Annotated in this window: 25 protein-coding genes and 1 pseudogene; 12 read left to right on the top strand and 14 right to left on the bottom strand. The window is 69.1% G+C overall.

What is annotated here, in order from left to right:
- Nucleotides 1-149 precede the first annotated feature (149 nt).
- From WG922_RS20470 to WG922_RS20450, 5 genes are all read right to left on the bottom strand, one after another.
- Complete coding sequence (locus WG922_RS20470) at nt 150-2339, bottom strand: hypothetical protein (RefSeq protein WP_340284856.1); 2190 nt, start codon at nt 2337-2339, stop codon at nt 150-152.
- 176 nt (nt 2340-2515) lie between these two features.
- The gene (locus tag WG922_RS20465; protein WP_340284855.1) at nt 2516-3514 is read right to left on the bottom strand and encodes a Bug family tripartite tricarboxylate transporter substrate binding protein; all 999 of its coding nucleotides are present in this window, start codon (nt 3512-3514) and stop codon (nt 2516-2518) included.
- A gap of 41 nt (nt 3515-3555) precedes the next feature.
- Nucleotides 3556-4809, bottom strand: coding sequence for an NAD(P)/FAD-dependent oxidoreductase (locus tag WG922_RS20460; RefSeq protein WP_340284854.1), 1254 nt, complete (start codon nt 4807-4809; stop codon nt 3556-3558).
- On the bottom strand, nt 4806-6026 hold the full coding sequence (locus WG922_RS20455) for an amidohydrolase family protein (RefSeq protein ID WP_340284853.1): 1221 nt from the start codon (nt 6024-6026) through the stop codon (nt 4806-4808). Before WG922_RS20455 ends, WG922_RS20460 begins: the two co-directional genes overlap by 4 nt.
- A 46-nt stretch (nt 6027-6072) precedes the next feature.
- Complete coding sequence (locus tag WG922_RS20450) at nt 6073-7044, bottom strand: Bug family tripartite tricarboxylate transporter substrate binding protein (RefSeq protein WP_340284852.1); 972 nt, start codon at nt 7042-7044, stop codon at nt 6073-6075.
- 123 nt (nt 7045-7167) lie between these two features.
- Between WG922_RS20450 and WG922_RS20445 the strand changes: the two genes are divergently transcribed.
- From WG922_RS20445 to WG922_RS20420, 6 genes are all read left to right on the top strand, one after another.
- Nucleotides 7168-8037: a carbon-nitrogen hydrolase family protein gene (locus WG922_RS20445; protein WP_340284850.1), complete on the top strand. Its 870-nt coding sequence runs from the start codon at nt 7168-7170 to the stop codon at nt 8035-8037.
- 103 nt (nt 8038-8140) lie between these two features.
- Nucleotides 8141-8890, top strand: a complete 750-nt coding sequence (locus WG922_RS20440) for an IclR family transcriptional regulator (protein ID WP_340284849.1) — start codon at nt 8141-8143, stop codon at nt 8888-8890.
- Between the two features lie 27 nt (nt 8891-8917).
- Nucleotides 8918-9874, top strand: coding sequence for a Bug family tripartite tricarboxylate transporter substrate binding protein (locus WG922_RS20435; protein WP_340284847.1), 957 nt, complete (start codon nt 8918-8920; stop codon nt 9872-9874).
- Entirely contained in the window at nt 9871-10326 is a 456-nt protein-coding gene (locus tag WG922_RS20430) for a nuclear transport factor 2 family protein (RefSeq protein ID WP_340284845.1), read from the top strand. The genes WG922_RS20435 and WG922_RS20430 overlap by 4 nt, the downstream gene beginning before the upstream one ends.
- A 626-nt stretch (nt 10327-10952) precedes the next feature.
- On the top strand, nt 10953-11276 hold the full coding sequence (locus WG922_RS20425) for an H-NS histone family protein (RefSeq protein ID WP_340284844.1): 324 nt from the start codon (nt 10953-10955) through the stop codon (nt 11274-11276).
- Nucleotides 11277-11666: 390 nt separating this feature from the next.
- A complete protein-coding gene (locus WG922_RS20420; RefSeq protein ID WP_340284843.1) occupies nt 11667-12782 on the top strand; it encodes an MFS transporter in 1116 nt (371 codons plus the stop codon).
- 38 nt (nt 12783-12820) lie between these two features.
- Here the strand turns inward: WG922_RS20420 and WG922_RS20415 are convergent, their stop codons facing one another.
- Nucleotides 12821-13096 (bottom strand): hypothetical protein, encoded by a 276-nt coding sequence (locus WG922_RS20415; RefSeq protein ID WP_340284842.1) that lies wholly within the window; start codon nt 13094-13096, stop codon nt 12821-12823.
- A gap of 231 nt (nt 13097-13327) precedes the next feature.
- Here WG922_RS20415 and WG922_RS20410 point away from each other — a divergent pair, with 231 nt between their 5' ends.
- A complete protein-coding gene (locus WG922_RS20410; protein WP_340284841.1) occupies nt 13328-13618 on the top strand; it encodes a helix-turn-helix domain-containing protein in 291 nt (96 codons plus the stop codon).
- A 167-nt stretch (nt 13619-13785) separates the two neighbouring features.
- Here WG922_RS20410 and WG922_RS20405 read toward each other — a convergent pair whose 3' ends face one another.
- The 4 genes from WG922_RS20405 to WG922_RS20390 are packed head-to-tail and all read right to left on the bottom strand — an operon-like array spanning nt 13786 to nt 17009.
- Complete coding sequence (locus WG922_RS20405) at nt 13786-14688, bottom strand: alpha/beta hydrolase (RefSeq protein WP_340284840.1); 903 nt, start codon at nt 14686-14688, stop codon at nt 13786-13788.
- The gene (locus WG922_RS20400) at nt 14685-15074 is read right to left on the bottom strand and encodes a RidA family protein (RefSeq protein WP_340284839.1); all 390 of its coding nucleotides are present in this window, start codon (nt 15072-15074) and stop codon (nt 14685-14687) included. Before WG922_RS20400 ends, WG922_RS20405 begins: the two co-directional genes overlap by 4 nt.
- Nucleotides 15071-16048 (bottom strand): Bug family tripartite tricarboxylate transporter substrate binding protein, encoded by a 978-nt coding sequence (locus WG922_RS20395; RefSeq protein WP_340284838.1) that lies wholly within the window; start codon nt 16046-16048, stop codon nt 15071-15073. The genes WG922_RS20400 and WG922_RS20395 overlap by 4 nt, the downstream gene beginning before the upstream one ends.
- 49 nt (nt 16049-16097) lie before the next feature.
- A complete protein-coding gene (locus WG922_RS20390) occupies nt 16098-17009 on the bottom strand; it encodes a hypothetical protein (RefSeq protein ID WP_340284837.1) in 912 nt (303 codons plus the stop codon).
- A 149-nt stretch (nt 17010-17158) separates the two neighbouring features.
- Between WG922_RS20390 and WG922_RS20385 the strand changes: the two genes are divergently transcribed.
- The 4 genes from WG922_RS20385 to WG922_RS20370 all read left to right on the top strand — a co-directional run bounded on the left by WG922_RS20385 (nt 17159) and on the right by WG922_RS20370 (nt 21569).
- Complete coding sequence (locus WG922_RS20385) at nt 17159-18055, top strand: LysR family transcriptional regulator (protein WP_340284836.1); 897 nt, start codon at nt 17159-17161, stop codon at nt 18053-18055.
- The gene (locus WG922_RS20380; RefSeq protein WP_340284835.1) at nt 18052-18792 is read left to right on the top strand and encodes a sulfite exporter TauE/SafE family protein; all 741 of its coding nucleotides are present in this window, start codon (nt 18052-18054) and stop codon (nt 18790-18792) included. Before WG922_RS20385 ends, WG922_RS20380 begins: the two co-directional genes overlap by 4 nt.
- 127 nt (nt 18793-18919) lie before the next feature.
- Nucleotides 18920-20395 (top strand): ATPase domain-containing protein, encoded by a 1476-nt coding sequence (locus WG922_RS20375; protein ID WP_340284834.1) that lies wholly within the window; start codon nt 18920-18922, stop codon nt 20393-20395.
- Between the two features lie 19 nt (nt 20396-20414).
- Nucleotides 20415-21569 carry a sensor histidine kinase gene (locus tag WG922_RS20370; protein WP_340284833.1) on the top strand — a complete coding sequence of 385 codons (1155 nt, stop codon included), beginning with the start codon at nt 20415-20417 and terminating at the stop codon, nt 21567-21569.
- Between the two features lie 26 nt (nt 21570-21595).
- Here the strand turns inward: WG922_RS20370 and WG922_RS20365 are convergent, their stop codons facing one another.
- From WG922_RS20365 to WG922_RS20350, 4 genes are read right to left on the bottom strand one after another with little or no spacing between them, the layout of a single operon-like run.
- On the bottom strand, nt 21596-22933 hold the full coding sequence (locus WG922_RS20365) for an ATP-binding protein (RefSeq protein WP_340284832.1): 1338 nt from the start codon (nt 22931-22933) through the stop codon (nt 21596-21598).
- Complete coding sequence (locus WG922_RS20360) at nt 22930-23601, bottom strand: response regulator transcription factor (RefSeq protein WP_340284831.1); 672 nt, start codon at nt 23599-23601, stop codon at nt 22930-22932. The genes WG922_RS20365 and WG922_RS20360 overlap by 4 nt, the downstream gene beginning before the upstream one ends.
- Before the next feature lie 16 nt (nt 23602-23617).
- Nucleotides 23618-23854 carry a PepSY domain-containing protein gene (locus WG922_RS20355; protein ID WP_340284830.1) on the bottom strand — a complete coding sequence of 79 codons (237 nt, stop codon included), beginning with the start codon at nt 23852-23854 and terminating at the stop codon, nt 23618-23620.
- Nucleotides 23855-23889: 35 nt separating this feature from the next.
- Nucleotides 23890-24429: a glycine zipper 2TM domain-containing protein gene (locus WG922_RS20350; RefSeq protein WP_340284829.1), complete on the bottom strand. Its 540-nt coding sequence runs from the start codon at nt 24427-24429 to the stop codon at nt 23890-23892.
- Between the two features lie 163 nt (nt 24430-24592).
- Between WG922_RS20350 and WG922_RS20345 the strand changes: the two are divergent.
- Nucleotides 24593-26143, top strand: a pseudogene (locus WG922_RS20345) (hydantoinase B/oxoprolinase family protein); the annotation flags it as partial.
- Nucleotides 26144-26431: the final 288 nt, after the last annotated feature.

Here is a 26431-nt window from a genome sequence, read left to right as displayed (position 1 = left end):
GCGATGCAGGCGCTGGGGCGCAGCCGGCAGGGAGTCGCCGGAGTCGAAGGGGCGCCTACAGCGTCGCAGGCCTTAAAAGAAGAAACCCCGGGCAGTTACCCGGGGCTCAGCGTCACGGCAGCGACGAGCGCGCGGCCGGCCCGGTGGGATCAGGGCTGCTTGATGAACTTGGCCGCGCGCGCGTACTGCGCGATGGAAGCGTCCTCGATGCGCGCCAACTGCCCGTCGGCGCCTACCGTGGCAAACAAGTAGCCGCTCGGCGTGCTGGAGTGGGTCCGGTAGCTGGCCACTGCGAGATCGCCGGCAAGGTTCAGGTGAACCGATCTGTAACTCGTGGGCCCGCTGCCGAGGGCATTGGTGCCGTCTCGCTGCAGTTCGCCGGATCCGGAGGACGGCGCGGCCGCCGAAATGGATCTTGCAGACGCGTCGAACAGGTATGTCTTGACGCCGCCAGGGCCGGACGTCACGAGCACTCGGCCGTTGCGCGTGCTCAGGCCGCTGTGCATTGCGGATGTTGCCATCCGAGTCAGCGGTTCCGGCTCGGCGGCAACCGCAAGCGAATAGGGGATCAGAAAGTTCTCAACGTCCGTCACGAACAGCACATCTTCGGCGATCTCTCCGCCAGTGGCGGCCGCGAACGACAAGCCGATCGGGGGAGATAGGAGGTCTCCCGCTACCTCGAACATCACGGAGCCGTCGTGTACATACCGGCCATCCGGAGAAAACGTCAAGAAGCCAGACCGCGTGGTATCCGTCTGAGAGTTCGATGCCCTGCTCAAAGTGCCTGTGTCAGGAGCGACGTTCCACAGCACCACATACGAGAGCCAATCGTCTTTCTGCACCAACTGCGTGCCCGCCCGATTGATCGCCAGCGACGACGGACGGGCCGACTGCAGCTGGGTGCCCGTTCGTATCGCCCCGACGGGGGTGAGCGTGCCGCGCTGCCAATCGATCCGAAAGGTGGTGATCGCGTCGCCGCCGTGGCAGAAGGGGCGGCCACTGCCGTTGCACTCATAACCCGACGTGACATACAGCCACTTGCCCGAGGGGTGCATGACCGTATCGATGGACGCGTAGTCCGCTCCGATGCTCACCTGCCCCTCGCCGGGAGCATCTGCGCTCGCCGTGACGGTGAAGGTATTTCCATCGAGTACCGAAGCCACCTCCGATGTGAGGGCCGCAGCGCCGCCGTTGGCGAGCTTCAGTTCCACCGTATCTCCAACCTCCAGCCCATGGCTGGGCAGGGTGACGGTGACGAGGCCGTTCACATCGACCTGAGAATAGGTGACGGCGCGTGTGGTCACCGGATCGCGGTACAGCGTGCCGCTTGTGATCGCGCCCGAGGCGGTATCGATGACCGTGAAGGTGTCCTCGTCGATTCTGGTCACGGGGTAGGTGCCACTCGTCGCGCTGCCGCCGGTGCCCGCCGCGAACCGCAGCGGAATCCAGAGCCCGGTGCGGAGGTTGTGGTGCGGCATGTGCACCGTAACGGTGGTGCCGGCGCGCGAATAGCTGCCGGGGATGCCGGGCAACTGCGTGGTGCTGACCAGGGCTGCGCCGTCGCGCGACGCGGTGAACAGGTGCACCGACTTGCGGTCCGTGCCGACCACCAACTCGACGCCGATCGGAAACGTCGTGTTCTTCGCGACCAGCGTGCCGGCTGCGATTCCGCTCAGGATGTCGCCGAGGTCGGCCGTGCTGGGTCCGACATAGACGGCGAGGTTGCGGAGCACGGTCGTCAATGCGCCGGCTGAAGGTGACGTGCTGGGATCGGCGGGTGCGGCGAAGTTGGCGGCGATGGTGCCGTACGCCGTGGCGAAGGAAGCGGCGTCCGGCGCAGTGGCGGCCTGGACCGCGGCGGTGGTGAGCAGCGTGACGGGTGCATCGACCGTACCGTCGGTCGGCGCCGCGAGCACGGTGCGCAGGGTGTGGCTACCCATGGAGACCGGCGTGCCGCCGCCGGCGCAGGCGGTGCCGTCGAAGCTGGATTCGTCGCTGCAGTAGGTGCCGCCGGTGGATTCGACCAGCAGGTCTGCATGGGTGCCGGCCGGCAGGACGATGGAGTAGGTACCGTCTGCGCCGGTGACGACACAACCGTCGGTGACCGAGGGGCCGGACCCCGCCTGCGCTGCCAAGCGGTCGCCGCGGATACCGGCGCTGATCGCGTGGACACAGACTGCTGCGCCATGAACAGGTCCCTTGAAGACCTGACCCTTGACGGTGGCGGTCGCCGCAGCGGGGTCGGAGGGGGCCGCACCGCCGTTGCCGCCGCCGCCACAGGCGGCCAGGACGAGGACTCCGGCAAGTGCGGCGGCTCGCGTTGAAAACAAATGGGGCATATGGCGTCCTCGTCCTTGGAAAACGAGAACTTTAGAGATAAGAGACTGCAACGTCAACGCGGCAGTGAATGGCAGCCGCCCCGCCAAGTCATCGTTTCGAGCGGATGAGGGCCCCGCTGCACGAATGCGGCTCGCCCGTACGGCGCCGTGCCCGGCCCTCCGCGCGCGCCCCGTGCTCAATCCACCTTGGCGCCGGAGTCCAGCACGATCTTTCCCCACTTGGTCGATTCGGCGCGCATGAAGCTGCCGAACTGCTCGGGGCCGCCGGCAACGATCTGCATGCCCAGCCCCTGCAACTTGGTGCGCACCGCGGGCAACTGCAGCGCCTTCGCAACTTCGGCGTGCATGCGGCTCACCACCCCGGGCGGCGTGTTCGCCGGCGCCAGCAGGCCGAACCACTGCAGGGCCTCGAAACCCTGCAGGCCCGAGGCGGCGACGGTCGGCACGTTCGGTGCGACCGGCGAGGGCTGGGCGTCGGTGACGGCGAGCGCGTTGAGCTTGCCGCCCTGCACATGCGGCAGGAATGCGACCGCCGTGCCGAAGGCGACGTGCACGCGGCCCGCGACCAGGTCCAGCGTCATGGGCGTGTCGCCCTTGTACGGTACGTGCTGCATGTTCACGCCGGCCACCGACTTGAAGTATTCGGCGGTCAGGTGCGAGACGCTGCCGTTGCCGGTGGAGCCGAACATCATCTCGCCCGGCTTCGACTTCGCCAGCGCGACGAACTCCGTGACGTTCTTCGCCGGCACCGAGGGATGCACCACCATCAGGATGGTCGCGGTGCCGAGCAGGGTCACGGGGGCGAAGTCGGTGGCGGGGGCGTACGGAAGCTTCGGGTAGAGGCTGGGCGCGATCGCGTGCGTGCTGCTCGTCCCCATGAGGAAGGTGTGGCCGTCGGGCGCGGACTTGGCGACCAAGTCGGAGCCGGTCGTTCCGCCGGCGCCGGCGCGGTTGTCCACGACCACGGGCTGCCCGAGCGACTGCGACAGCTTCTCGGCGATGAGGCGTCCGACCACGTCCGTGGAGCCGCCGGCGGGGAACGGAATCACCAGCCGCACGGGTTTGGTGGGCCAGTCCTTGCCCGCGGCCGTCGCGGGGGTCTGCGCGAGCGCGCCCCCGGTGGCGAGGGCCAGGCCGAGGGCGCAGGCGACGGTGCGGCGGGTCATGGACGGCATGGAAACTCCTTGAGGTGCGGGGACGCGTTGGGGGGACCTGGTCAGGCGCCGGCCAGCGCGTGCGCCTGTGGTGAGGCCGGCGCAGGCTCGCCCAGCAATGCGGAGGCGATGCGTTGCGCAGTGTTGAGCGAGTCGGTGAGGCCCAGGTGTCCGTGCCCGGTCGCGAGCCACAGGCCGTGGTGGCCCGCAGCCGCCCCGACGACCGGCACGGAATCGGGCATGCACGGGCGATGGCCCATCCAGGTGCGCGTCGGCACGCCGTCCAGTCCGGTGAAGGTCTCGCGCGCGATGCGCCCGAGCACCGCGGCGCGGCGCGCGTCGGGCGGGGCGTGCAGCCCACCGATCTCCACCGTGCCGCCGACGCGCAGGCCTTCTTCCATGGGCGTGACGAACACCTTCTTGTCGGCCAGCACCACCGTGCGCGAGACGAGATCGCGCGCCCCCAGGAACTGCAGGTGGTAGCCGCGCTGGGTCTCGAGCGCGAGGTGCACGCCCAGCGGGCCTAGCAGCTCGCGCGACCAGGCGCCGGCTGCGACCACGACGTGATCGCATTCGAGTCCGTCTGCCGCCCCTTCGGCCCGCAGGCGCCAGCTCCCCCCTTCGTGCGCAAGTGCGTTCACCTGCCCGCGCTCGATGCGGCCACCCCTGGCAGCGAAGGCCTGCGCCATCGCCTGCACGTAGCGGAAGGGGTTGAGGATGGTGGCGTGGTCGGCCAGGTACATGCCGACCCGGTAGCGCGCACTGACGTTCGGCTCGAGCGCCTCGATGCCGGCGCGGTCGAGCCGCTCGACCTGGAAGCCGTAGGCCTCGCGCATGCGCCAGCCGCCGGCGTCCTTGGAGAGCGCCGACGCGTCCGGATAGAGGTGCAGGTGCCCGCGGCGCAGGAACAGCTCGGGCACGCCGAGCTCGCGCGTCATCGCTTCATGGGCCTCCAGCGCGCCCGCATGGTGCTCGTGCAGCTTTTTCCCGGCGGCGTCCACGGCCGACGGACGCGCCGACGCAACGAAGCGCATCAGCCACGGCAGCGCGTGCGGAAGGTAGCGCAGCGGCAAGTGCAGCGGGCTCTCGCCGTCGAGCAGCATGCCGGGCACCGAGGCGAGCACGCCGGGCATGGCCAGCGGCGCGACCGAGGCCGGGCTCACCGCGCCGGAGTTGCCGAAGCTGCAGCCGTGTCCCGGCTCGTCCCGGTCGATCAGCACCACGTCGGCGCCGCGCTTGCGCAGCGCAAGGGCGATGCTGGTGCCCACGATGCCGGCGCCGACCACGGCGATGCGGGGAGAGGTCGTCGTGTTCACGTCGGTCGCGCCTTCGCCCGCTTGTCCGATACCACCCGGCCGTCCTTCAGCACGAGCTGCAGCCGGCGCACGTTGTTGATGTCTTCCAGCGGATTCGAGCCGACGACGATCAGGTCGGCGATCTTGCCCGGCTCGATGGTCCCCAACTCGTCGCCCACGCCGCAGATCGCCGCGCCGTTGCGCGTGGCGGCCACCAGGGCCTGCCAGGGCGTGGCGCCGTCGCGCACCCACAGGCCCAGCTCCAGCAGGGCGGCGTCCTTGAGCGGGCGGATGTCCGAGCCGAGCGCCATCTTGACGCCCGCCTTGAGCGCCTTCAGGAAGCCGGCCTGGTGCACGTCGGAAGCGGCGTCGGCGCGGCAGCACAGCGCGTGCGCGAGGTTGCGGTTCTTGACCCAGCGCTGCTCCCAGTCGTTGGTCGCCTGGCCCGGGGTGAGATGGCTGATGGACAGCGTGGGCACGTACCAGCAGTCGTGCTGCAGGAACAGCTCGATGCACTCGTCGTCCAGGATGTAGCCGTGCTCGATGCTGTGCGCGCCGAGCCGGATGGCCGCCTTCACCGCCGGCGGGTTGGTGGCGTGGGCCATGACCTTGAACTCGCGCAGCTTGCAGATGTCGAACGCCGCCTTGAGTTCTTCCTCCAGCAGGAAGGAATGCTTGTGCAGGTCCCAGGCCGGACCCAGGATGCCGCCCGACAGATTGAGCTTGATGTGATCGACGCCGTTCTTGATCTGCTCGCGGATGGCCTTCACCCAGCCATAGGGACCATCGACCTCCAGCGCGTGACCCGAGGTGAGGAAGTGCCCGCCGGTGGTGGTGAGGAAGTGGCCCGAGGCGAACAGGCGCGGGCCGATGTGCTGGCCCGATTCAAATGCGCGCTTCCAGGCCACGTCGATGAAGTGGTGCGCGCCGGCACAGCGAAAGCCCACGATGCCCGAATCGAACAGGGCCGCCTGCAGCCGGTGGCCGAACAGCGTCACCTGGTCGGCCAGCGGCACGTCCGACAGCTGCAGGTAGTCGGGGTGGATGTGCACGTCCCACAGGCCGGGCAGCAGGTAGGCGCCCTGTAGGTCGATCACCTCGGCGTCGCCCACGGCTGGCGTGGCGCCGCCGTGGAAAATCTCCTTGATGCGGCCGTCTTCGAGCAGGACGGCGCAGTCCGGTTGGGCGCGCGGCTCGATGCAGTCGATCAGGTTCGCGCGGGTCAGCAGTGTTCTCATCGGATGGAGGTGGTCAGGAGATGCATGGGAGGGTCGGGCCGCGGGCTCACTCCGCGACTATGCCTATCTTGGCGGCCAGTTCCTTCCACTTCGCCACTTCGCTCTGCACGAAGCGGCCGAATTCGTCGGGCTTCTGCGGCGCGGCGATGATGCCGCGATCGTTGAAGGCCTTCTTCAGCTCGGGCGAATTCAGCGCGGCAACCGTCTCGGCATTGATGCGCTCCACCACGGCGTTCGGTGTCTTGGCCGGGGCGAACAGGCCGAACCAGGTGCCGCCGGTGAACGCGGGCACGCCGGCCTCGGCAAAGGTGGGCACCTGGGGAGCGCTCTCGAGGCGCTGGCGCGTGGCGACGGCGAGCGCACGCAGCTTGCCGCCGCGCACGTGTTCGAGCACCGCGGGCGGCGTGTCGAAGGTGTATTGCACCTGCCCGCCGAGCAGGTCGGTGATCGAGGGTCCGCTGCCCTTGTAGGGGATGTGCGTCGCCTGCACGCCGGTGATCGACTTGAACAGTTCGCCCGCGAGGTGGTTGGACGTGTTGTTGCCGAACGAGGAGTAATTGAGCTTGCCGGGGTTCGCCTTCGCGTGGCTGATGAACTCGGAAAGCGTGGTGGCCGGCACCGACGGGTTGACCACCAGCAGGAACGGCACCTGGCCGACCAGCGTGATGGGCTGCAGGTCGCGCACCGGGTCGTAGGGCATGGACTTCATCGTGATCGGCGCGATGGACACCTCGGGCGACGCGGCCAGCATCAGGGTATAGCCGTCGGGCTCGGCCCGTGTGACGGCGCTCGCGGCGACCGTGCCGCCCGCACCCGGCCGGTTCTCCACCACGACCTGCTGTCCGAGCCGGCGGCTGAGCTGCTCGGCCAGCAGGCGGCCGGCGACGTCGGTGCTGCCGCCGGGCGGGTAGCCGATGAGCATTCGCACCGGACGCAAGGGCCACGCTGCGGGCTGGGCCAGGGCGGTGCCGTGCGCCAGCGCCGCGGCGGAGGTGAGCAGGAAAGTACGACGTTGCATCAGATTCTCCAGGCAAGGCCGCCGCGTGGCGGCGGATCGGTGGACGGACATTGCACTGTAGGCCGCTGGCATATCGCAGCGCAATATGTGAATATCGATCTGCAATAACCCTGGAGTCGATCGATGCCCCGCTTGCTCACCGTCGCCGCAGCCCAGACCGGCAGCGTCGAAGATGGCGACCTGTCCACCATCGAGCAGGCCGCGCACGGCATGCTCGACGAAGCCGCCCGCCGTGGCGTGCGCCTGCTCACCTTCGCGGAGTTGTTCCTCACGCCGTTCTTCGCCAACCGGCTCGAGGAGGACTTCGACCGCTGGTTCATGGACGAGCGCCACGAGGTGCTGCTCGGCCTTCGCGAGAAGGCCCGGCAACACGGCATCGCGCTCGTGCTGCCCTTCGCCGAACGCGCGGCCGACGGCTGGTTCAACAGCGCATTCGTGTACGACGAGGCCGGCCGCGAAATGGGGCGCTACCGCAAGACCCACATACCCGCGTACTTCCCGACGGAAGGGCCCGGCGGCACGGGCAGTTTCGAGAAGTTCTATTTCGCGCCCGGGCCTTCGCTCGGTACCTTCGCGGTGGCGGGCACGCGCATCGGCATCCTGATCTGCAACGACCGGCTGTACCCCGAGGCGGGGCGCGCGCTCGCGCTGGCCGGCGCGGAGCTGGTCGTGATGCCCATCGCGTTTTCCACCTATGCCGACCCGGCGCAACGCAGCTCGATCTGGGAGGTGCCCCTGCGCGCCCGGGCCTACGAAAACGGCGTCTATGTGCTCGCGTGCAACCGGGTCGGCATCGAAGGCCCGCGGCACCATCTCGGGCGCAGCATGGTGGTCGATCCGCGCGGAATGATCGCGGCCGAAGCCGGCAGCCGAGAGCCCGAGCTGCTCACCGCCGAGATCGACCTCGATGCCGTCTCGGCCGCCCGCAAGCAGTTCCCCTGGTGGCGCGACCGTCGCGCCGACCTGTATGCCCCGCTCGTCGCCGGCCGCTGAGCGCACGCGCGTGCCGCCGGCGTCGCCGGCTCCTCGTGCGCCGGGCGGCACACCCCGCGCGCGGCGTGCCGCCGGCGCCACCGAAGGCGAAAGCCGCCTCTTCATGGGCTCGCTCGCCAAGTGCTTCCAGGTGCTGGAGGCGCTCAACGCAGCCGGCCGCGCCGTGGGGCTCACCGAGCTGGCCCAGCTCTCGGGCCTGGACCGCAGTGGCGTGCAGCGCATCACGCACACGCTGCGCGTGCTCGGCTACCTGCGGCAGGACCCGAGCTCGAAGGCATTCCGCCTGTCGGGGCGCATGCTGGAGTTCGGCCACACGGTGCTTGCGACCGACCAGCTGCGCGAACGAGCGCATCCGCACCTCGAGGCGCTGAGCCGGCGCACGGCGGAGACCGTGAACCTGATGGAGCTGGAGGGCAACGAGATCGTGTATGTCGCCCGCTGGCCCAGCGTGCACGCAGTGAGCGTGGATCTGCATGTCGGCTCACGCCTTCCGGCCTTCTGCACCGCGGCCGGCCGCGCCATCCTCTCGCGCATGGACCCCGCGGACGCGCTCGCGCGGCTCAAGGCCACGAGCCGCACCGCCATGACACGCCACACCGTCACCGACCTCGCCGGCCTGCGGGCCGCGCTCGACACCGCGCGCGAGCAGGGCTATGCCCTCAACGACCAGGAAGCCTTCATCGGCGACATCTCCGTGGCCGCGGCGCTGGTGGATCGGGACGGCCAGCCGCTCGGTGCCGTGAACATTGCCGTGCCTTCCCCGCGGTGGCAGCTGCGCGACGTGCTGGCGCGCCTTGCGCCGCAGCTGCTCAAGACCGCCAGCGCGATCAACCGTGACATCCGCTATCTGTAGTTCCTCAACCCGCAACAGGAGAAATCCATGAAGCTCGCTCGATGGTTTGCAACGCTGGCGGCCTGCGCCGGCGCCGCGGTGGTGCCGCTCGCCGCCCACGCCCAGGCCGACAACTACCCCGAACGCACTATCACGGTCGTGGTGCCATGGCCTCCCGGCGGGTTCACCGACAAACTGGGGCGCATGGTCGCCGAGAAGATGGCCGCGAGCCTGGGCAAGCCCGTGGTAGTCGAGAACCGCCCGGGCGCGAGCGCGGGCATCGGCTCGGAGCACGTGATGCGCGTCGCGCCCGACGGCTACACGCTGCTGGTGACCTCCACCGACGGGACCGTGAAGCTGCTGCAGGGCAAGGGAACGGACCCGGTCACGCAGTTCACGCAGATATCGATGCTCGCCTCGCAGCCGGTCACGCTGTCGGTCGGCCCGAAGTTCAAGGGGAACACGCTGGCGCAGTTCGTGGAACAGGCCAAACGCGAGCCGGGTGCCATCGCCTTCGCGTCCAATGGCGAGGGCGGCGCGACGCACTACGGCATGGAGATCTTTGCCCGCCAGGCGGGGATCAAGCTGAACCACATTCCGTACAAGGGCACCGCGCCGGCGCTGCAGGACCTCGTGGGCGGCCAGATCGAGGCCACGCTCGTCAGCCTGCAGGGCGTCGGCGCCCAGCTGCAAAGCGGCCGCGCACGCGCGCTCGCCATCACCTCGCCCAAGCGGGTCGAGGCCGCGCCGAACATTCCCACCTTCGCCGAGTCGGGCTATCCGAACTTCGACCTGACGCTCTGGTACGGCATGGTCGGCCCCAAGGGCATGCCCGAGCCGGTGGTGCGCAAGCTGAACCAGGCTCTGCGGGCCGCCATTGCCGCGCCCGACGTGCAGCAGGCGCTGCGCTCCGCGGCGGCCGAGCCGGTGAGCAGCACGCCCGAAGAAATGCTGTCCTTCGTGCAGAAGGAGGCCGCCCGCTGGAACGGCGTCATCGCCCGATGAGCGCAGACGACCCGTTCCGTCTGCGCCTGGCGGTGCAGGACCGGCTGATCGACTACTGGTGGGACGTGGACGCGAACGGTGCCCGCGGCGCCCTCGCGTTCTACACCGACGATTGCGTCTACGACATGTGCGGGCACGTGATGCGCGGGCCCGCGGCAGTGGGCGACTACTACGCCTTTCGCGACGCCCGCGGGGACCGGCTGGTACGCCACGTGCTCACCAACCTGAGCGCGCGCGTGGTGGACGCGGGCGCCGTAGCGCTGCGGGGCGTGCTCACCGTGTATGCCGCGGACGGGCTGCCCGTCCTGCCCTCGGCGCCCCCCATCCTGATCGCCGACAACCTCGCGCGCTTCGTGCAGTGCCCCGACGGGGTGTGGCGCATGCGCGAGCACACCATCGCGCCGCTGTTTCGCGGCGGGGTGCCGGTGCTGGTGCCGGGGGCCCACGCGTAGGCGGCCGGTTCTGCCCGGCTCGGGCCGGCCCCGGAAAGCCCGACGGAGCAGCCGCGCACGCCGATGCCGGCGGTCCGATGCTGCTCGGGTGGCGTGCGGGCGCCAGCCCCTGCCGCATCGATACCGCTGGCCTGTGCGCACTCCGCACGCCTGCGCCGCCGCACGTACGGCCCTCGGTCGGAACGGTTCTCCGCCCCGCAGAGCTGGCCCGCTGCGGCTGCGATCGGCGACTTTCCTGCTTGCCGCAGTGGCAACGCAGAACCATGTCGGGTTGGCGTCGCAGCACGCGGCGGTGATGAAGCGAAAGACAGGAGTTTCCATAAACAGTCGGGACAAAGCGCATGCCTTCCGCAAGTCGCCACATGGCGATATTCGCGCGCGGTGTGTCGCAGTCGCCGGCCAAGACGTCCTGCGATGCTCGTAAAGCACCGGCAAAGGGATTTGCGACGCGCATCCTCGACCACAGAACTCCACGGTGCGCAATATCCATCGACCCCGGTGGCGACCTGGCGCATTGCGAGCCTTTTGCACATTTCCCGCACCGCGTTCCGGAGAAATGCATCAATTCGACGGGGCGGTGAGGAAATACGTTAAATTCGCGGTTCCAACAACAGCTGGGTGTCCCCATGGCAAGCTACATCGAACTCAAGGAACAGGCTGAAAAACTGATGGCGGAAGCCGAGAAACTGCGCCAGCAGGAACTCGAGCAGGCCATTGCCGATATCAAGCAGAAGATGAAGGACTACGGCATTACGGCGCGCGACCTGGGCTTGCGCGGCGAAGCCGGCACCGGCGCCAAGCGCGCGCCACGCGGGGCAGGCGCCGCGAACAAGGTCGTCAAGTACCGCGGCCCGAACGGAGAAACCTGGTCAGGGGGACGCGGCCGCAAGCCGGACTGGATTTCACGCGCGCTGAAGGAAGGCAAGAACCTCGAGCAGTTCGCGGTATAAGGCCTTCGTTTCGAACAATGCGATGGTGCGCCCGCTCCATCGCATTTTGCTTTTGCGCTTTTCCGCTTCGTGCACGCCGTGCAATTGCCACCCATCCTCGCGACCGGCTGTGCCGACGTGAGTGGCGGGGCAGCATCCTGGCGTTTGCACATCCGTTGCGCACCGGGTCACCGCGCAACACGGTCGGGCGTACGGAAGTGCGGTCAATTTCAATTTGCATCCATCCGGGACTGGCTTGACAAATCTTCGCTGCCCCCGCCTGAATTCCGCCCACATCTCGATTGACGCAGTCGCGCGGCGGGTGCGCCGGTGACCGGGGCCTGGCTCACCCTGGGCGTCACCACGGCGGTGCAGGCGCTGGTAGCGGCCGCGCTTCTGACGCTCCCGGTCATGGCACCGGCCGTGGCGGAATCGCTCGGCATTTCAGCCGGCTATACCGGCCTGTACGTCGCTATCGTGTATCTGGGTGCCATGCTGGCCAGCCTTGCCGGCGGCGGAGCGGTGGCCCGGTTCGGCGCGATCCGGGTAAGTCAGGGAGGACTGGTGCTCTGTGCCTTGGGGCTGGCCCTGTGCGCGCTGCCGACGGCCGCCTCGATTGCCGTCGGCGCCTTCCTCATCGGCCTCGGCTACGGGCCGATCACCCCAGCGAGCTCGCACCTGTTGGCGCGCGGCACGCCCGCACACCGCCTGTCGCTCGTGTTCTCCATCAAGCAGACGGGCGTGCCGCTGGGCGGCGCGCTCGCGGGAGCGGTGGTGCCCAGCCTGATGCTGGCGCTGGGGTGGCAGGGGGCGCTGCTGGCGGTGGCTGCGGCGAACCTCGCCTGTGCCGTGGCGGCGCAGCCGGTGCGCGCGCCGCTGGACGACGACCGCGACCCGAAGCGCTCGCTGGTGATCGCAAACCTCGCGCAACCCGTTCGCCTGGTGCTGTCCCATCCGGTGCTGCGGATGCTCGCCGGCTGCTCCTTCGTCTTCTCGATCACGCAACTCTCCTTCACCTCCTATCTGGTCACGTACCTGCACGGCACGCTGTCGTACACCCTGGTGGCGGCGGGGTTCGTGCTGGCCCTGGCGCAGTTCGGCGGCGTCGCGGGAAGGGTGCTGTGGGGCTGGGCGGCCGACCGCGGCTGGGGTGCACGGCGAACCCTCGCGGGGCTGGGCCTGCTGATGGGGGCTTCGGCAAGTGCCACGGCGCTGCTGCAGCCGGGCTGGCCCTTGGGGCTGGTGGTGGCAATTCTGGTGGTCTTCGGCGGATCGGCAATTGGCTGGAACGGCGTCTACCTGGCCGAGGTGGCGCGGCGTGCGCCAACCGGGCAGGCTGGGCTGGCCACGGGCGGGACACTGGCCGTCACGTTCTTCGGCGTGGTGCTGGGACCGCCGGTGTTCGGTGCACTCTCCAGTTTCTTCGGCAGCTACCGCGCGGGTTTCGCGGCACTGGCCTTAGCCACCTGCTGCTGCGCTTGGGTGTTGCTGCGCGCAGGCGGCTCCATCGTGCGCGAACCTGTCTGAGCGGCGCAGGCGTGGCCGACTGACCTGACGGTCAGGGGCTAGAACGCGTCCTCGAGGAAGCCGGGCCAGAGCAGCTTTAGCCCGATATAGGCCTCGGCAGCCCACAGGATGAGATAGGTCCAGTCTCCAGTGGAGAACAGCTGGATCAGCCCCTTGGTGAGCATGAAGGTGAAGCCGAAGCTGGCGGCGGGCGCCAGCATGATCAGCAGCATGCCCTCGTCGCGCCACGACCTGCCGCCGTGTCGCCGGCGGTATGCGCGATGGTGCGTCACGCGTGCCGGGCGGCTGACGATGGGGGAGGCTGCGTTTTCCATCAGAGCTCCGAGGACGACTGCGCATTCACAGGCGCGAGGCGGGGCTGCGGCAGCCGCCGCCTTGGCGAATGTGTGAACAGCGTAGGCATTCGACGAAACAACCGCTTACAAATTGCGATGGCGGATCGTACTCCATAGGCTCGGCCAACATGCAAGGGTTTTCCGCGTCTGCGCCGAACACGCCGTGCCGCGCCGCGGTGGGCGGCGCGTTCCGCAGGACACAATCGCCCGATGGCCCAAGGCAAACGCATATCGACAGACATCAGCGGCGAGGCTCTTGCGGCCATCCACGAGCTGGGCGCCGCGGCGCGCGCTGCGCGCTTGCGGGCGGGCGAGTCCCAGTCCCATGCGGCGCAGCGGCTGGGCGTGCATGTGCAGACCATCGCGCGCGTCGAATCGGGCGAAGCGGGCGTGGCCGTCGGACATGTGCTGGGTCTGCTGGCGCTGTATGGCGTAGCCGTGCGAACGCTTGCACGACCCGGGCAAGAGCCTGCGGCAACGACGGATTTGCCGGCTCCCTAGCTGACGGTGGCCCGCCGGATGGCACCGAAGCAGGAGGCAGAACCGCAGCGTCCACGCCGCGCCCTGTGGTGCCTTGAAGGGTTCGCGCATGCGCGGGCTGGCGACGCGCTCCGCGGCTCAACTCTCTTGAGTTGTGAATGCCGCGCCAGTGAGCCGCCCCCGATCGGCTACACCGACGACCAGAAGTCGCGAATCGCGTCGCCAAGGGTGTCTTCGCCGGAGCCGAGGTGCGCCACGATCGACATGTGGTTGTGCCCCATGCACTGCAGCACGCGGGGTGCCGTCCCGGCCTGGACGGAGAGGCGGTGTGCGAACTCGAGTCCGTAGACGTCGAGGAGCGGGTTCTCGTACTGGGCGAGGGCCACCATCGCGGGAATTGCGCAGCGGTGTGCATGGGTGACTGGCGAGCGCGCCTCGTAGCAGCCGGTGTCCTCGCCGAAATAGGCCCGCACGCCTGGAGCATTGGGGTTGCGCGGCGATACGTCCGCGCGCAGCCGCCCCGAGACCAGCACCAGCGCGCGCGCGCGGCAGGGCTGCTGTGCCAGCATCGGGTCGCACGCATAAGCGGCTGCGTGCGTGCCGCCGGCCGAGTGGCCCACCAGCAGGATGCGTCCCGGGTCGCCGCCGCAGGTGGCGGCGTTCCGGTGGACCCATTCGAGGGCGGCGGCGAGGTCGAGCGCGCCCTGCGGATAAGGAGCCTCGGGCGCGAGCCGGTATTCCACGTTGACCCCGATGAAGCCGCGCCGCGCGAACCACAGCGGGACGTTGTCGTAGAGGCCCTCGGGCCCGGACTTCGCGCCGCGCACGAAAGCGCCGCCGTGGACGAACACCATCACGTCGGCCTGCGTGGCAGTCATGGGCCGGTACACGTCCAGCACCTGGCGTGGGTGCTCGCCGTAGGAGATGTCGCGGGTGATGTCGATGCCTGCGCGCGGCTGCGCGGCCAGGAGCGGCGCGTAGAGCTCCTTGACCAGCTGGCTGTGTCGCGCGATGTCCTCGGCGTAGCGTGGGCCGAGCGCGTCGAGGGCGGCGCGAACCCGCCCCAGGTCCTCCGGCGGCATCTCGCTCATGCGCGGCAGGCGACGGCCTCGACCTCGACCAGCCAATCAGGGTGCGCCAGCGCCGGCACCACCAGCAGCGTGGACGCGGGGCGGGATTCGCCGAGGAAACGCGCGCGCACGGGGCCGAGCAGCTTCACCTGTGCGGCATCGGTGACGAAGGTGGTGACCTTCACCAGGTCGCCGGCGTCCATGCCGGCCGCGTCGAGCACGTTCAGCAGGTTCTGCCAGGCGGCCTCGGCCTGCGCTTCAAAGCCCTGGGCCAGGCTGCCGTCAGGGCGGATGCCCACCTGGCCGGCGACATGGAGCCAGCGCCCCGCCGCGGGGGCCACGACGCCCTGGCTGTACGGGCCGAGGGGCGCCGCCACGGTCTGCGGATTCAGGCGCTGCAGGCTCATGGCTGCACCAGTCCGGCCTGGCGCAGCACGCCCTGCCACTTGGTGGATTCATCCTGCACATAGCGCGTGTACTGGTCCACGCTGGCGGTCTCCGGCTCGGCGCCGAGGTCCCGCAGGCGCTTTTGCATCTCGGGCGCCTTCAGCACCGCGGTGAGTTCGGTGTTGAGCCGCTGTACCACCGGCGCAGGCGTGCCGGCGGGTGCGAAGATGCCGAACCATGCGGTGACTTCGTAATCGGCGAGGCCGCTCTCGCGTGCCGTGGGCACGTCCGGCAGCAGGGGGCTGCGCTGGCGCGAGGTGACGGCCAGCGCCTTGAGCTTGCCCGACTGCACGTTCGGCACGGCGGTGGCGAGCAGGTCGAACATCATCGGCACGTGGCCGGCCAGCACGTCGTTCAGCGCCGGGGCGCTGCCCTTGTACGGCACGTGCAGCAGCTGCACCTTGGCGGCGCTGCCCAACAGCTCTCCCGCGAGGTGGTTCGAGGTGCCGGGCCCGGCAGAGGCATAGCCCACCTTGCCCGGACTGGCGCGGGCCATGTCCAGCACCTCTTTCACGCTCTTTGCGGGCACCGACGGGTGCGCCACGAGCACGAAAGGAATGGCCGCCACGGGCGAGACCGCAACGAAGTCCTTGATCGGGTCGTAGCCGACCTTGTTCATGCCCGGGTTGATGGCCTGCGAGCTCACCGTGCCCAGGAGCAGGGTGTGGCCGTCGGCCGGCGCGGAAGCGACCGCCTTGGCACCGATCGCGGTGCCGGCGCCCGGCTTGTTGTCCACGATCACGCTCTGCCCCAGCCGCTCCCCGAGCTTCTGTCCGATGGCGCGCGCCAGGATGTCGGCCGATCCGCCGGGCGGGTAGGGCACCACCAGCGACACCGGCTTCGCAGGGTAGGACGCTTGCCCCTGCGCGAACGGCGCGGCGAGGGCGAGCACCGCGGTGGCGGCCAAGGCATGGAGGCGAGGTGCACGGATCATGGCGTTCTCCTGGAGTTGTGGATCGGGTGAATCAGGTGACTTCGGTGGATCAGTGCATGCGTGCGGCCGCATCGACCTCCGGCACGGCCGGGATCTCCACGCCATACGGCGCGACGTCTTCGCGGATCTGCTCGAGAGCGCGCCGGATGATGGCCATCTCCTCGTCGGGGTGCGTGGCACCCAGCCCGTGTTCGGCCGCGAGCGCGCGGTTGCGGCCGGCCCGGCGGCGTTCGTCGTCGGGCAGGTTCACCACCGCATAGACGCCGTTGAGCAGGCTGCCGCGCAGCTTCTTGGCAACCTTTTCGCCCAGCAGGCGCTTTTCCTGTGCGGGCAGCTCGCTGAAGAAGCGCCGCATGATGATCCGGCCGAACTGGATGTGCCGCGCTTCGTCGCGCAGGATCAGCTGGCAGGCGTGGCGGATGGATGCGAAACGCGCGTTCTCGTAGCGCGCCTGCAGCAACTCGCCCGACAGTTGCTCGAACAGCGTGTTCACCGCAAGGCCGGCGAAGAAGCTCATGGCTTTCTCGTCGCGCTCGTCGTGGAAGCGCGGAATGACCGCCTTGAAGTAGTCGGCGCGCGGCTCGGTCTGGTAGCCGCCCAGTGCCTGCGCCACCCGCACCGAAGCATCGTGGTGGCGCAGTTCCTCCACGATGAAGTTGGTGATGTGCTGTTTGATCTCGATAGGCTGGTGGGCAAAGATGGCGTCGCGCAGGCGTTCGGCGCCGTACGGCAGGGCACCGTGCTCCATCCAGGCGCGCAGGCTCCACCACTCGCCCCCGGCCTGCCGCACCTCCTCGGGCAGCTCGGCCGATCGCAGGTCGGAAAAGTCGATATCGGCGGGGCTCCAGGCAAGTTCGCGCGCCTGCTCGCACAGGCGCTGCACTTCGGGGTATTCGGTGGAAAAGCGGATCGGGTACGGATTGGGCACCTGGGCGATTTCTTCGAGCAGGGAGGCTTGCATGGCGGCGTGTCTCGGTCGTTCGATGGGTGGATGGGGATGGAGGCAATCGATCGTGACCGCGATCGGGGCCTTGCGTCCAATACCGTTGCGCCTGCCTGGTGATAGCGGCGCCGTATCACCGAGGGTGCGCCCTCCTAGAATGCGAAATCATGGACCTGCGCCAGCTCCGCCAGTTCGTCGCCGTGGCCGAAGAGCGCAGCTACCGGCGCGCTGCCGAACGGCTGCACATCTCGCAGCCGCCGCTGAGCGTCGCCGTGCAGCGGCTGGAGGCGGATGTCGGCGCCCAGCTGCTCGAGCGCAACCGCCATGGCGTGCGCCTCACGCCGGCGGGAGAGGCCTTCCTGCTCGAAGCGCGGCGCACCCTGGCGCACGCGCAGCTCGCGGTGGAGATCGCCCAGCGCGCGGCCAGCGGCAAGCTGGGGACCCTGCGGCTGTCCTTCGTGCCAAGCGCGGGGTTCGCGGTGGTCCCGAGGCTGCTGCGCGAGTTCCGCAAGAGCCATCCCGACGTGAAGCTGATCCTGTCGGGCGAGACCACCTCGCAGCAGATGGCGGCGCTGGCTCAGGGCAGCACCGACATCGGCCTGGTGGTGCCGCCGCTGCACGAGGCGCGCGAGCTGCGGGTGAAGCTTCTGTGGCAGGAGGACCTGGTGCTTGCCGTGCCGCCCGAGCACCCGCTCGCCGGAGAGCTTCGGGTGCAGCTGCGCGACCTGGCCGACGAGGACTTCGTGGGCTTCCCGCTCAAGGAAGGCCCCGGCTTCGAGAACGTGGTGGTGGCGGCCTGCCAGGAGTGCGGTTTCACGCCCCGCTTCGTCCAGACCGCCTCGCAGATGCAGGCCATCCTCGCGCTGGTGGCCAGCGGCCTGGGCATCGCCCTGGTGCCGCACGCGCTGCGGGTTGTGCACATCGACAGCGTTCGCTTCCTGCAGGTGCGCAAGCGCAATGCGGCCGTGCGCTACGGGCTGGCACTGGCCTACGGCGCCGGCAACGCCAACCCGGCGCTGCATGCGTTCCTGGCCACGGCCGATCGCGTTCGGCGCGGCCGATGACGGAGGCCCTCGCCACCGCCTGGAACGTCGCCGGCGTGGCGGCGGTTTTCGCATTGGCCGGCGCCGTGAAGGGGCTCACCGGCATGGGGTTGCCGACGGTCGCGGTCAGCCTGCTGGGGCTCTGGATGGCCCCACTGCAGGCGGCCGCCCTGCTGGTGGCGCCTTCTCTCGCGACCAACCTGGCGCAGTGCCGCGGACCGCACCTGCGGCGCCTCGCACGCATGCTCTGGCCGGCCTGGCTGGGCCTTGCAGCTGCGACGGTGCTTGCGCCACCGTGGACCGCGGCGGTCGATGCCCGGGTCCTGCTGGGAGTCGTGCTCGTGCTGTACGGCAGCTGGGGGCTCGCGCGTCCGCGCTTGCCCGACCTGCGCGGCAGCGCCGGCCTTGCCGGCTTTGTCGCAGGCAGCGCGACGGGCCTGGTCGCGTCGGCGACAGCCGTCTTCGCCCTGCCGCTCGTGCCTTTCCTGCAGTCGCTGCGGCTGGACAAGGACGAGATGGTGCAGGCCCTCGGTCTCGGCTTCACTGTGGCGACCCTCTCCCTGGCCCTGCGCATCGGCGCGGTCGCGCCCGGGCAGCTCGTGGGGCCGGGTCCTGCGCTCGCGGTGGTCGCCGCATTCCTGGGCATGTGGCTGGGCACACGCCTGCGCGGCCGCATCAGCGCGCAGGCGTTCCAGCGGTCCCTGCTTCTGACGTTCATCCTGCTCGGAGTCGCCAACCTCGCCAAGGGGCTCGCCTGATCGCGCGGCCAATCGACCGTGCCGGCGCCGGGCGGACGCCCCCATGGCTCGCCTGCCCATTGATAAGATGCGCGGCCCCGCTACTTCGTGGCAGGTCGCCGCGAGGGGGCGCGAAATAAGGAAGGTCATGTCAGCTCAGCCGGAAGCGGAATTCCTATCGACCGGAATTCCCGGGCTCGACTCCATTCTCGGTGGGGGCCTCACACCGCACCGCATTTATCTAGTCGAAGGCGAGCCTGGTGCGGGAAAGACCACCACGGGCCTGCAGTTCCTGCTCGAAGGGGTGCAGCGTGGCGAATCGGTCGCCTACATCACCCTGGCCGAGACCCGCGAGGAACTGGAGTGCGTGGCCGAGTCGCACGGCTGGACGCTCGCCGGCATGCACGTGCACGAGGTGCTGCCGGACGAGAAGCTGCTCGATCCCCAGGAGCAGTACTCGATGTTCCACCCGTCCGAGGTGGAGCTGGCCGACACCTTGCGCAACATCCTGGGCATCGTCGAGGAACTGCAGCCCACCCGCGTGGTGCTCGACTCGCTGTCGGAGCTGCAGCTGCTGGCCGAATCGGCCCTGCGCTACCGGCGCCAGGTCCTGGCGCTCAAGCAGTTCTTCTCCAAGCGCCGCTGCACCGTGCTGCTGCTGGACGACCGCACCGCTTCGGCGAACGGTGATCTCCAGGTGCGCAGCATCGCGCATGGGGTGATTCAGCTCGATCACTCGGTCAAGGACTACGGCGTGGAGCGCAGGCGCTTGCGCGTGGTGAAGTTTCGCGGGCGCGCCGTGCTGGGGGGCCTGCACGACTACAACCTCAACAAGGGCGGCCTGATCGTGCACCCGCGGCTGGTGGCCGCGCAGACGCGCTCCATCCTCAGCCGCCAGCAGTTCAGCACGGGTCTGCCGGAGCTGGACACGCTGCTTGGCGGCGGAGTCGAGGAGGGCACCAGCACGCTCATCGTGGGGCCGCCGGGCACGGGCAAGTCCTCGCTCGCGATGCAGCTGGTGACGGCGGCCTACAAGCGCGGCGAACGCGCGGCCATGTTCCTGTTCGAGGAGTCGCAGAGCAATCTGCTGCACCGCGCCGACGGCCTGAAGCAGCCTTTGCGCGAGGCGCTCGAGGTCGGGCGCTTGCTGGTCCGCCAGATCGATCCTGCGGAGCTGTCGCCGGGGCAGTTTGCCAACGCGGTGCGGGAGACGGTCGACGAGGGAGCGAAGCTGGTGGTGATCGACAGCCTGACCGGCTACCTCAATGCCGTGCCCGACGAGCGTTTCCTCACCACCCATCTGCACGAGTTGCTGACCTACCTGGGACAGCACCAGGTGATCACCGTGATGGTGGGTGTGCAGCAGGGCATGCTCGGGGGCAGCATGTCCACGGCGATGGATGCGAGTTACGTGGCCGACAACGTGCTTGTGCTGCGCTACTTCGAGGACAACGGCGAGGTCAGGCAGGCGGTGTCGGTTTTCAAGAAGCGCGGCAGCATGCACGAGCGGACCATCCGCGCTTTTTCGATGACGAAAGATGGCATTCGCGTGGGGCCCGTGCTGCGTGGCTACCGCGGGCTGCTGACGGGAGTGCCGGTGCCGCCCGCCGGCGGTTCAGCGTGAGGGAAGAGGGGCCGCCCGCGTGGACCGCCGTATCCTGATCCGACTGCTGTCCTCACAGGACGCGCGGCTCGCGTGCAGGGTGCTCGAGACTGCCGGCATCGAGGCCGCGGTCTGCGACAGTGACGCGGCGCTCGAGCGCGAGGTCGCCCGCGGTGCCCTGGGCGCGCTGCTGATCGCGGAGGAGTCGTTCTCCGAACCGGTGATGCTCGCTCTGGGCCAGGCCCTGGCGAAGCAGCCTGCCTGGTCCGACCTGCCGGTGCTGGTGCTGACCAAGCGCGGGGCCGACTCGCTGGAGAGCCAGCGCGCCATGGAAAAGCTGGGAAATGTGACGGTGCTGGAGCGGCCGTTGCGCACGATCTCCCTTATCAGCGCGGCGCGCTCGGCGCTGCGAGCGCGCGCACGCCAGTATGAAATGCGCGACCTCAACCGCCGCAAGGACGAATTCCTGGCAACGCTCGCGCACGAGTTGCGCAATCCGCTCGCACCCATCGTGAACGCGATGGCAATCGTGGGACGCCTGCACCCCTCGCCCAAGGTCGATGCCCTGGTGGGCATGGTGGATCGACAGGTGCGCCACCTCACCCGGCTGGTGGACGACTTGCTGGACGTGGCGCGCATCACCAGCGGCAAGCTGCTGCTGCAGCCGGGGCCGACCAGTGCCGCCGAAGTCGTCAACCATGCGGTGGAGATCGCGCAGGAGGTGCTTCTCAACAAAGGGCATCAGGTGCAGGTGCGGCAGCCAAGCGCTCCCATCGCGCTGCAGGCGGACCACGTCCGGCTGGTGCAGGGCATCGCCAACCTGCTGGTCAACGCCGCCAAGTTCACTCCGGCCGGCGGCGAAATCAGCCTCGAGGTGCGGCATGCCGGCCCCCGGCTCGAGTTCGTGGTCACGGACACCGGGCGCGGCATCGCCGCGGCAGACCTCGAGCAGATATTCGAGATGTTCGAGCAGACGCGCGTGGCCGGCGAGCCGAGTAGCGGGCTGGGTCTCGGGCTGCACCTGACCCGTGCCTTCGCGCAGCTGCACGGCGGAGGCGTACGTGCATTCAGCGAGGGTCCCGGCCGGGGCAGCACTTTCGTGCTCTGGATCCAGCACGAGGCCGCGCAGGTATCGGCCGAGCCGGTCGAGCCGGCAGAACCTGAAGCGCTTCCGCAAGCTGCTTCAGGACGGTGAGTGCGCCAGCCCCCGCGCGCACGTCGTCAGGGTGGCGGCAGCTCGATGTCCACCTGCCCACCTCCCAGGGCGCCGCGGCCGAGCGTCATGCGGCCCCGGTGGCTGTCCACCAGGTCCTTCACCACGGCCAGTCCGACGCCGTGGCCGGGCACGCGCTCGTCGCCCCGCACATGCAGCTGCAGCACCCGGTGCGGGTCGCGAAACCCTTCCCCGTCATCCTGCACCTGCACGTGCAGCGCCCCAGCGCCATCGCACCAGGCACGCACCTCGATGCGCTGGCGGGCCCACTTGGCCGCGTTGTCCATGAGGTTGCCGAAGATCTCAAAGGCATCCCCCTCGTCCATGCGCCAGCGCACCTGCGCGGTGCAGTCGATCGAGAAGGCGAGGCTCCTGCCGGCATACACCTTTTCAAGTGACTCCCGGATGCGGTGCAGCACGGGTGCGAGTGCCAGCGGCGCGACGAAGCTCGCGACTCCGGTGGCGGCCGCGCGGCTCAGCTGGTGGTGCACGATGTCGTCCATCCGATCGACCTGCTGCGCGACGGCGGCTCCCAGCTGTTGCGGGTCTCCGAGGGCGGAGCGCAGCACCGCCAGCGGTGTCTTGAGGCTGTGCGCGAGGAAACTGAGGGCTTCCTTGTAGCGGCTCTGGCGCACGCGCTCCTGCTGGATCAGCGCGTTGAGGTTGGCGGTGAGGGCAGCCAGCTCGCTCGGATAGCGCTGCTCGATGCGCGTCTGCTCGCCGCGCTCGATGCGGCGAATCTCCTGGGCGATGCGGCGCAGCGGCGTGAGGGCCCACTGCAGCAGCAAGGTCTGGGTGACCAGCAGCAGCAGTGCGGCGCCGCCGAGCCAGCGCCAGAGCGTGCGGCCGAAGACGCCCAGTTCGCGCTCGAGGATGGCCTCGTCCTGCAGCACCGACAGCACCAGCCGGGCGTCACCCGAGCGCCCGGCCCAGCGCACGGCGTAGCGGGCTGACAGATAGCCGCGCTGGTCGGGACCGCGCAGCGTTTCGAAGGACCAGTCGCCCACTGCGCCCTCGCGTTGCAGGGGCGGAGCAACGCCCACGGTCGATGGCGACTCCCAGGTGCGCCCGGTCTCGGCATTGAAGATGCTGGCGTACAGGCCGGAGCCCGGCAGCGAAAGCCGCGGCTCGGCGACGGAGCGGGGCATCACGAGGGCTCCCGCGTCGTCGAGCTCCGCCGCTGCCAGCAGCAGATAGACGGTAGCTTGCAGCCGAGCGAAATGCGCCGAGCGCACGCTGTTCGCATGCGCGCGCTGCAGGGCGATTCCCGCGCCGACCAGGAACGCCAGCAGCAGCACCGCGGCGCCCAGCAGCAGGCGCGCGCGGATCGATGCGAGCGCCCTCATGCGAGCGTGAAGCGGTATCCGCGACCGCGCAGCGTTTCGATCGGAAGCAGGGTGCCGGCCGGATCGAGCTTGCGACGCAGCCGCCCGATCAGCACCTCCAGCACGTTGCTCTCGCGGTCCTCGTCGTGCGGGTAGAGGTAGTCGGAGAGCTCCTGCTTGGTGACTACCCGGCTGCGGTGTCGCACCAGATAGTCGAGCAGGCGCCACTCGAATGCCGTGAGCTCCAGGAGCTGTCCATCCAGGCGCGCGGCCTGAGCCGCCATATCGATGGCCAGAGGCCCCAGGGTCAGCACGTTGGAGCCGGCCTGGGCGGAGCGCCGCAGCAGGGCACGCAGCCGCGCTGCAAGCTCGGGGTAGTCGAAGGGCTTGACGAGGTAGTCGTCGGCGCCGGCCTCCAGGCCCTGCACCTTGTCCTGCCAGCTGCCACGCGCGGTGAGCACCAGGATCGGCGTGGTGCGGCCCTCCTTGCGCAGCGCCTGGACGAGGGACAGGCCGCTGAGCTTGGGCAAGCCGAGATCGACCACGATCACGTCGCTCGGATACTCGCGCGCCTGGAACAGCCCGTCTTCGCCATCGACGGCGCGATCGACGCGGAAGCCGTCCGCCTCCAGTTGCCTCGCAAGGCTGTCGCGCAGCGCGGCGTCGTCTTCGATCAGCAGCAGGCGCATGGAATGGCGCTTCCGTTCAGAGCGGCCGTCCGCTGGCGGCGTCGATCAGCAGTACGCGGACCTCGCCGCGGGCAGTGAGCAGCTTGACCCGCCAGACCGGCCTGCCGCCCTGGTCGGCAGGCTCCACCAGCAACACGCGCCCGCCGGCGGTGCGCTGCGCCACCGCGGCCGCCTGGTCCGCGCTGACGGCGGCCCACACCGGCGGGGCGAGGAACATCAGGACGGCGCAAGCCAGGGACATCAGCAGTTTCATAAGGGACGGTCGCGTGGGGGTGCCGGGGAATGCTACTACCGCTGCGCGGACAGCACCGGCTCGACGGACACCCGCACCTGCAGGTGGTTGCCGGGGTGCTCGCGCAGGAAGGCGGTGTGGTTCTGGCCGCGGTATTCGTAATCGACGTGGTAGCCGGCGAGCCGGCTCTCCACCGCGTTGACGGTGCGGCACTGCTGCACCTCGCGTTGCTCGTACACCGGCGCCGGCGCCGGTTGGCCCCAGCGATTGCCGTTCGCGTACTGGTCGCCGGCGTAGGCTCCCACCACGGCGCCCAGCACGGTGGCGGCATCGCGGCCGCTGCCCTTGCCGACCTGCCGCCCGAGCGCGGCGCCGGCGACGCCTCCAAGCAGGGCGGGACCGTACTCCTGCATGGGCCCCGCCGCAGCGCCGCGACGGGGCTCGGTCACCCATTGGCTGGTGCACTCCTGACGCGGCACGGTGATGTTCTCGTACTGCGGCTGGACGTTGCGCACCCGTGCGTTATCGACAAAGGTCTGGGCGTTTGCTGCTGCGCCGGCGGCGATCAGCAGCGAAAGGATGGCGAAGCGTTTCATGCGGGGCTCCTTGGTTGGTATGGCCGAAGGATGCGCGGCGGCGAGTGAACGCAAGCTGAACGAATTCGCAGGTGCCGTTGGCGCACAATGAATCGCCGGCACCTGGTCGGCGCCCCTTCGCGAACGAGCTGCCATGAGTTTCGACACGCCTTCCTCCACCACCGCTGCAGCAGCCGTCGATCCGGTGCTGCTGGAGGTGTTCAACAACCTCTTCATGAACATCGCCGAGCAGATGGGGCTGCAGCTGCAGAACACGGCGCACTCGGTGAACATCAAGGAGCGGCTCGATTTCTCCTGCGCCCTCTTCGACGCGCAAGGCCATCTCATCGCCAACGCGCCGCATATGCCCGTGCACCTCGGCTCCATGGGCGAGAGCATCAAGACGGTCATCAGCGACAACGCGGGTGCCATGCGCCGGGGCGACGTGTTCGTGCTGAACGATCCCTTCCACGGGGGCACCCATCTGCCGGACGTGACCGTGATCACGCCGGTCTATCTCGATGCCGAGGACGCGCCCCGGTTCTACGTTGGCAGCCGCGGCCACCATGCCGACATCGGCGGCGTATCGCCCGGTTCCATGCCGCCGTTCTCCACGCGCATCGAGGAGGAGGGGGTGCAGATCAGCAACTTCCGACTGGTCGATGGAGGGCAGCTGCGCGAGCAGGAAATGCTGGACCTTCTGGGAAGCGGCTCGTGGCCGAGCCGCAATCCGCAGCAGAACCTGGCGGACCTGAAGGCGCAGGTGGCGGCCAACGAGAAAGGTGTGCAGGAACTGCGGCGCATGGTCCGCGAGTTCGGCCTCGAGACCGTGCAGGCCTACATGCAGCATGTACAGGACAACGCCGAAGAGTCGGTTCGGCGCGTGATCACGCAACTCACCGACGGCGCCTTCACGCTGCCCCTGGACAACGGCGCATGCATACGGGTTGTGGTGCGGGTGGATGCCGCCGCGCGCAGCGCAGAAATCGACTTCACCGGCACTTCCGCGCAGCAGGACAACAACTTCAATGCGCCCACTGCCGTGTGCATGGCGGCAGTGCTCTATGTGTTTCGCACGCTGGTGGATGACGACATCCCTCTGAACGCAGGGTGCCTCAAGCCGCTCAAGGTGCGCATACCGGAAGGTTCCATGCTCAACCCGAACCCGCCGGCGTCGGTGGTGGCCGGCAACGTGGAGACCTCGATGTGCATCACCAACGCGCTGTACGGCGCGCTCGGCGTGATGGCTTCCAGCCAGTGCACCATGAACAACTTCACCTTCGGCAACGCGACTCACCAGTACTACGAGACCATTTCGGGTGGCAGTGGAGCGGGCGACGGCTTCGACGGCACCTCCGTGGTACAGACCCACATGACGAATTCGCGCCTGACGGATCCGGAGGTGCTCGAGTTCCGTTACCCCGTGAGACTGGAGAGCTATGAGTTGCGCTCCGGCTCGGGCGGCAGCGGACGCTGGCGAGGCGGCGACGGCGGGGTGCGCCGAATACGATTCCTGGAGCCGATGACGGCCAGCATCCTCTCCAACGGGAGACGGGTGCCGGCGTTCGGCATGGCCGGGGGCGAGTCGGGCGAGCGCGGCAGCAACCGCGTCGTTCGCGCGGACGGCACCTGCGAGGAGCTGGACCATATCGCGCAGGTGGAGATGGTCGCCGGGGACGTCTTCGAGATCCACACGCCGGGCGGCGGGGGCTACGGTGCAGCCGCGGGAGAGTAACCAACTGCGTCAGGCATCGGAGGACAGCTCAGCACCCCCATAATCGCGCCTTCGCCGGAAAGCGAGGCCGCCAAAGCGGCAGCGGCAGAAGGGGTTTTCGGGTTGCGTATAATGCGCGCCTTCGCCGACCCTGAGGCGAATTCGGAAGGTGGTTGGCGAATTGCCGATATGTCTTGCGAACCTCTGTAGATTGAGTCCCGTGTAAAAACCGTGGCATAATCGCAGGCTCCGCTGAAAACGGCGAGTCACTGAAAAGTGGTGAGTTGGTCGCTGAATGGCGATTGCGGA

Source organism: Ramlibacter sp. AN1015 (assembly GCF_037726105.1).
Lineage (GTDB): Bacteria > Pseudomonadota > Gammaproteobacteria > Burkholderiales > Burkholderiaceae_C > Ramlibacter.
The sequence above is the reverse complement of the archived record's forward strand: the minus strand, read 5'-3'. Positions and strand labels throughout refer to the sequence as shown.